This window comes from Streptomyces sp. NPDC059900, from assembly GCF_050270335.1.
In the GTDB taxonomy this organism is placed as follows: domain Bacteria; phylum Actinomycetota; class Actinomycetes; order Streptomycetales; family Streptomycetaceae; genus Streptomyces.
Genome location: NZ_JBNNJZ010000484.1, coordinates 1 through 6287, shown reverse-complemented (window position 1 = coordinate 6287; position 6287 = coordinate 1). Strand labels below are relative to the sequence as shown.

Here is a 6287-nt window from a genome sequence, read left to right as displayed (position 1 = left end):
CCTTTGGTCGATCGATGTAACGCGCGTAGATTCTGACCCCGACCACCCCACCGGCAACAGACCCCGCAGGTTTCGATCCGATGACTGTCCGGTGCCGCGGCCCGACGACTGTCCGGTGCCGCCCGCCAGTGCGAGAGTGGCCGCATGGACGAGACGACCCCCACACCCGCCCCCTACGGCACCCCCGGCGCCCCGCGCCTGGCCGTCAAGGGCGAGGCGCACCTCGAAGTCGACCCCGAGATCGCCCGCATCGGCATCACCGTCAGCGCACGCGGCACCGACCGGCGCGACGCCCTCAACGACCTCACGCGCCGCAACGCCACCGTCATCGACCTCGTGAAAACCTACGGCGAGTCCGTCGAGAAGCTGGAGACCGGCGCGTTTTCCATCAGCCCCGAACTGACCAAGCACGGCCGCGGCGAACGCATCCGCGCCTACCACGGCCGGGTCCACGTCACCGCCGAACTCACCGACTTCACCGCGCTCGGCGAACTCACCACACGCCTCGCGGACCTCGAACTCACCCGCGTCGACGGCCCCTACTGGGCCCTGCGGCCCGACTCGCCCACCCACCGCGAAGCCCGGCAGCAGGCGGTCAGGGAAGCGGTCCAGCGCGGCCGGGAGTACGCCCAGGCGCTGGGGACGAGCCTGGCCGCCCTCGTCGAACTCGCCGACATCGGCGCCGAGAACTCCCAGCCGTTCGGCTACGGCGGCCCCGCGCCCGCCATGCGGGCCGTCGCGTACGGCGGCGCGGCCGACATGGGCGAAGCGGCCCCCCTCGACCTCGAACCGCAGCGGCAGCACGTGTACGCACAGGTCAACGCGCGCTTCACGATGAATCCGCCGCAGCTCTAGCACCTCCGGTCACGCAGAGGGGATTCATGTCGCGGGGCGCCCGGTAAATCGCTCATCAGAGCAGCGCCCCGCACAATTCAACACTTGTCAATAACCCTTCACGCAAAGGTTGTTGAGTAGTCATGCCCAGCCAATTCCCTACCGGTCGGTAAGCCCTAGGGTCGAAACATGCGCCGAGCAAAAATCGTCTGCACACTGGGCCCCGCCACCGACTCGTACGACCAGATCAAGGCACTGGTCGAAGCCGGAATGGACGTGGCCCGCTTCAACCTCAGCCACGGCACGTACGCCGAGCACGAGGAGCGCTACCAGCGCGTACGAAAGGCATCCGACGAGACCGGCCGCAGCGTCGGCGTCCTCGCCGACCTTCAAGGCCCGAAGATCCGCCTGGGCCGCTTCAGCGAAGGACCCGTACTCCTTGAACGGGGCGACGAGTTCACCATCACCGTCGAGGAGGGCGTCGAGGGCGACCGGCAGACCTGCGGCACGACCTACGGCGGCCTCGCCGAAGACGTCACCCCCGGTGAGCGCATCCTCGTCGACGACGGCAAAGTGACACTGGAGGTCACCGCGGTCGACGGGCCCCGTGTCACCACCACCGTGGTCGAAGGCGGCATGGTCTCCGACCACAAGGGACTCAACCTCCCCGGCGTCGCCGTCTCCGTCCCCGCACTCTCCGACAAGGACGAAGCAGACCTGCGCTGGGCCCTGCGTTCAGGATTCGACGTCATCGCCCTCTCCTTCGTCCGCAGCGGCCGGGACATCGAAGACGTCCACCGCATCATGGACGAAGAAGGCCGCCGCCTCCCCGTCATCGCCAAGGTGGAGAAGCCGCAGGCCGTCGACAACATCGACGACATCGTCGCCGCCTTCGACGCCCTCATGGTCGCCCGCGGAGACCTCGGCGTCGAAATGCCCCTCGAACAGGTGCCGATCGTCCAGAAACGCGCCATCAAGCTCGCCAAGCGGAACGCGAAGCCGGTCATCGTCGCCACCCAGATGCTCGACTCGATGATCGACAACTCCCGCCCCACCCGCGCCGAAGCCTCCGACGTCGCCAACGCCGTCATCGACGGCACCGACGCCGTGATGCTCTCCGGCGAGACCAGCGTCGGCAAATACCCCATCGAGACCGTCCGCACGATGAGCCGCATCGTCGAAGCCGCCGAGGAAGACATCCTCGCCAAGGGACTCCCGCCGCTGACCGAACGCAGCAAACCCCGCACCCAGGGCGGCGCCGTCGCCCGCGCCGCCGCCGAAATGGGCGACTTCCTCGGCGCCAAGTTCCTCGTCGCCTTCACCCAGTCCGGCGACACCGTCCGCCGCCTCTCGCGCTACCGCTCACCGATCCCGCTCCTCGCCTTCACCCCCGACCGCGCGACACGCTCCCAGCTCAACCTCACCTGGGGCGTGGAAACCTTCCTCGGCCCGCACGTCGACTCCACCGACGCCATGGTCAACCAAGTCGACGAACTCCTCCTGCGCTACGGACGCTGCGAGCGCGGCGACACCGTGGTCATCACCGCGGGCTCCCCGCCCGGAGTCGCGGGCTCCACCAACCTCGTACGCATCCACCACATCGGCGAGGACGACAGCCCCAAGTAGACCGGGCCTACGACCAGTTGAGGGGACGATCCCGCGCGGGACCGTCCCCTCAACCATGCCCGCACACCTAGGGCGTCACGATGGCGAACCCCGGATCCGGCTTCTCCACCACGCCCAGCAGCTTCGCCAGCAGCGACGCATCGCCCTCCACCTCGATGTCCCCGAGCCCCTTCCCGCCGAGCATCGCGAGCAGCTGCGCCTTGGTCATCGTGAGCGTGACGCCGGCGTCCGGATCCTTCTCCGTGTCGCTGCGGTACGTCAGGACGCCGTGCCGCAAGGTCAGATGCCACACCTTCCCCAGCGCCGGAAGACTCCAGTCCATCCGCAGCTTCAGATCCCACGCCTTCGGACCGTTCACACGGATCGCCACCGAATCGACGAGCTGATCCACCGAAAGCGCCGACAACATGTCCGCGCTCGCCACGGAGGCGGGCGATCCGGGCACGCCCTCGCGCAACTCACGGGCACCCGTCAGATAGAAGTTCCGCCACACGGCGTTCTCAGAGGCCTGACCCAACTTGGTGTAGAGGGAGGCCAGTTCAGACTTGGCAGCCCTGTGCCCGGGATCCGCGAACACCACATGATTGAGCAACGTCACCGCGAACCGCAGATCCCCGCCCCGCGCGAACGCCCTCGCCTTCGCGACCGTCGCCGTACGACCGCCCATGGCCTTCACATACCGCTTGGCCTCCTCGACCGGCGGATGCTCCCACAAGTGCGCCGGGTTGCCGTCGAACCACCCCATGTACCGCTGATAAATGCCCTTCACGTTGTGACTCAGCGACCCGTAATACCCCCGGTTCGCCCACACACCGGCCAGCGCGGGCGGCAACTCGATCTCCTCCGCGATCTCACGCCCGGTCATCCCCGCATTGATCATCCGCAGCGTCTGGTCATGCATGTACGCGTACAGATCCCGCTGCTGCTCGAGCAACTCCACGATCGTGTCCCCGCCCCACGTCGGCCAGTGATGCGAAGCGAAAGCGACATCCGCCCGCCCCTCGAACAGCACCACCGACTCACCCAGATAGCGCGCCCACTGCCGGGCGTCCCGCACCTGCGCCCCGCGCAACGTGATGATGTTGTGCATCGTGTGCGTCGCGTTCTCCGCCATGCACAGGGCACGCAGCCCGGGAAGCAGAAAGTTCATCTCCGCCGCCGCCTCGGTCCCCGGCGTCATCTGAAACTCGAACCGCACGCCGTCGACCGTCTCGACCTGCCCGGTCTCGGTGACGTCCTTGGTCGGCGGAATCAACCCGATGGACCCCACCGAAATGGTCTGCCCGAGCCCACAACCGATCTGCCCCGCAGCCGACTTGGGAAGCTGCGCGCCGTACATGTATCCGGAACGCCGCTGCATGGCAGTCCCCGCATAGACATTCTCCGAGACGGCATGCTCCATGAACCCCTCCGGCGCGAGGATCGGCACGCCGTCCTCCGCCCCGTCCGGCAGCACACCCCGGCAGCCGCCGAAATGGTCGACGTGCGGATGCGTGTAGATGAGCCCGGTGACCTTCCTGTCGCCCCGGTGCGCGCGGTACAGCTTCAGCGCGGCGGCAGCGGTCTCCGCGGAGATCAGCGGGTCGATGACGACGACGCCGGTGCCGCCCTCGACGAGCGTCATGTTCGACAGATCGAGCCCGCGCACCTGATAGACCCGCTCGGTGACCTTGTAGAGCCCCTGCTTCGACACGAGCCGCGACTGCCGCCACAGGCTCTTGTGCGCGGTCTTCGGGGCATCACCCTTGAGGAAGTCGTACGCGTCGTTGTCCCATACGACGCGGCCCTCGGCGTTCTTCACCACCCCGGGGGTGAGGGCGGCGATAAACCCCCTGTCGGCATCGGCGAAGTCGTCCCCGCCCCAGGTCGTGCCCTCGCGGTCGGTCGCGGAGGCGGTCTGCGGATTCATGGCCACGGCTGCTGCGGCAGCACCCGCGGCGGCGGCGACGAAGCCGCGCCGGTTCAGGGGAGTCATGCCGCCGAAGATCGCAGCGGGGCGCGGGGCGGGGCAAGGGTTCACGGCGTATTTGGGGCAGCTCCCAGCGGGGGCGGGGGAGGGGAGTGACGTGTCCTATTGCGCGGGGTGGGGCGGGTCAGTATTTGGGGCCTACGTGGGTGTCCATGAGGGCCACTGAGGCTTTGCGGGCCACGGAGATGTTCCGGTGGTTCGCGGCCTTCCAGTCGACGCCGACCCTGGTCAGGGTGTCGGTGAAGAGCCGGATGATGTCGCCGGACAGGTTGGTGAAGAAGTACCGGGGATACTCGTAGCGCTTCCGCTCGCCGGCGATGGTGCGGGTCGTCCAGTTGGTGACGCGGCAGCCGTCGGAGTGGATGAGGCCGCGGATGAACTCCCAGGGGTGGGCGTCGACGATCTCCTGCTGCCAAGGCTCCAGGACGATGCGCCGCTCGTGCTTCTTGCCGGGGCCGTGCTGGGGGAAGAGGCAGGGCCAGTGCTTGCTGGAGCATGTGACAGCGACGCAGCCTTGCTTCTTGACGCGGCAGACACGGTTGCCCGGGCGCGCGCTGCGGATTGCGGCCTCACACGCCTCGATCAAGCCGGGCCAGCTGTCGGCGCACACGATGCGCAGGGAGTAGACGCCTCGTCGGCCCGGGCTGATGCAGCCGTCACCGAGGTAGAGGCCGAGCAAGTAGGAGTACGCGGCGGGGTCTTCAGGCAGGGAGGGAGCGTCACGGCAGCGCGGGCACGGGACCGCACGGTCGAGCGGCTCGACACGGGTCTGCCAGGAGCGGATCGCGGCGCGCGATATGCCGGTGTCCTTGCTGACCGCGTTCAGGCTGTGGCCTTGAGAGACCAGCGCCAGTGCCCGCCTGCGTGTGCCCGTGTCGTACATGTGAATGAGCTTGACGGCGCGCGGTCGGCCGGGCCGGAGTATGCGGATGCGTTCACACGTTCACGTGAAGTTGATCTAATCTCACGTGGCCTTGGAATCGAAGGAAAAGTGCCCCGAGTCGGACTCGAACCGACACTGTATGGGTTTTGAATCCATTGCCTGCTGCCAATTGGGCTACCGGGGCTCGCAGAATCCAAGGTTTCCCTGGACCCTCTGCGCATCCACCATACCGTAGCTAGGTAGGCTCGTGGGAAGCAGTATCTGCCCGCAACAAGGAGCCCCCGTGACTTCCCCCGAGTCGCCCCAGCCCGCAGCCGATGACGACGACAAGTCGCACGTGCCTCCGCTGACGACCCGCGTCGTCATCGCCGAGGACGAGGCTCTTATCCGGCTCGACCTCAAGGAGATGCTCGAGGAGGAGGGTTACACCGTCGTCGGCGAGGCCGGCGACGGCGAGAAAGCCGTGGAGCTGGCCCGCGAGCACAAGCCGGACCTGGTCATCCTGGACGTGAAGATGCCCGTCATGGACGGCATCTCGGCGGCCGAGAAGATCGCCGAGGAGTCCATCGCCCCGGTGCTCATGCTGACCGCGTTCTCGCAGCGTGACCTGGTCGAGCGGGCCAGGGACGCCGGCGCGATGGCGTACCTGGTGAAGCCCTTCAGCAAGACCGACGTCGTCCCGGCGATCGAGATGGCCGTCTCGCGCTTCACGGAGCTGAAGACGCTGGAGAAGGAGGTCGCCGACCTCACCCTGCGTCTGGAGACCCGGAAGCTGGTGGACCGCGCGAAGTCGATCCTTCAGACGGAGTACGGCCTGACCGAGCCCGCCGCGTTCCGGTGGATCCAGAAGACGTCGATGGACCGGCGTCTTTCGATGCAGCAGGTCGCGGAGGCGGTCATCGAGGACGCCGACGAGAAGAAGGCGGCGAAGGGGCAGTAGCTCCGGCGCGCGCAAGCACGAAGCACGTACAGGAG

The 6287-nt window shown here is 67.6% G+C and carries 5 protein-coding genes and 1 tRNA gene; 3 read left to right on the top strand and 3 right to left on the bottom strand.

Annotated elements, in window-relative coordinates:
- Positions 1-144: 144 nt before the first annotated feature.
- The gene (locus tag ACQKIP_RS36865; RefSeq protein ID WP_365852959.1) at positions 145-855 is read left to right on the top strand and encodes an SIMPL domain-containing protein; all 711 of its coding nucleotides are present in this window, start codon (positions 145-147) and stop codon (positions 853-855) included.
- A gap of 168 nt (positions 856-1023) precedes the next feature.
- On the top strand, positions 1024-2460 hold the full coding sequence (pyk, locus tag ACQKIP_RS36860; protein WP_365852961.1) for a pyruvate kinase: 1437 nt from the start codon (positions 1024-1026) through the stop codon (positions 2458-2460).
- Positions 2461-2527: 67 nt separating this feature from the next.
- Here the strand turns inward: pyk and ACQKIP_RS36855 are convergent, their stop codons facing one another.
- The 3 genes from ACQKIP_RS36855 to ACQKIP_RS36845 form a co-directional block, all read right to left on the bottom strand.
- Entirely contained in the window at positions 2528-4435 is a 1908-nt protein-coding gene (locus ACQKIP_RS36855) for an alkyl/aryl-sulfatase (protein ID WP_365852963.1), read from the bottom strand.
- Positions 4436-4553: 118 nt separating this feature from the next.
- Positions 4554-5312, bottom strand: a complete 759-nt coding sequence (locus tag ACQKIP_RS36850; RefSeq protein ID WP_365852965.1) for a transcriptional regulator — start codon at positions 5310-5312, stop codon at positions 4554-4556.
- Positions 5313-5421: 109 nt separating this feature from the next.
- Positions 5422-5496 (bottom strand) — tRNA-Leu (locus ACQKIP_RS36845).
- Positions 5497-5595: 99 nt separating this feature from the next.
- On the opposite strand from ACQKIP_RS36845, the gene ACQKIP_RS36840 reads away from it, so the two are divergent.
- Complete coding sequence (locus ACQKIP_RS36840) at positions 5596-6252, top strand: ANTAR domain-containing response regulator (protein ID WP_365852967.1); 657 nt, start codon at positions 5596-5598, stop codon at positions 6250-6252.
- Positions 6253-6287 lie beyond the last annotated feature (35 nt).

Coding starts and splice junctions, on each gene's coding strand:
- ACQKIP_RS36865 (WP_365852959.1), top strand. CDS start 145: ATGGACGAGACGACCCCCACACCCGCCCCCTACGGCACCCCCGGCGCC.
- pyk (WP_365852961.1), top strand. CDS start 1,024: ATGCGCCGAGCAAAAATCGTCTGCACACTGGGCCCCGCCACCGACTCG.
- ACQKIP_RS36855 (WP_365852963.1), bottom strand. CDS start 4,435: ATGACTCCCCTGAACCGGCGCGGCTTCGTCGCCGCCGCCGCGGGTGCT.
- ACQKIP_RS36850 (WP_365852965.1), bottom strand. CDS start 5,312: ATGTACGACACGGGCACACGCAGGCGGGCACTGGCGCTGGTCTCTCAA.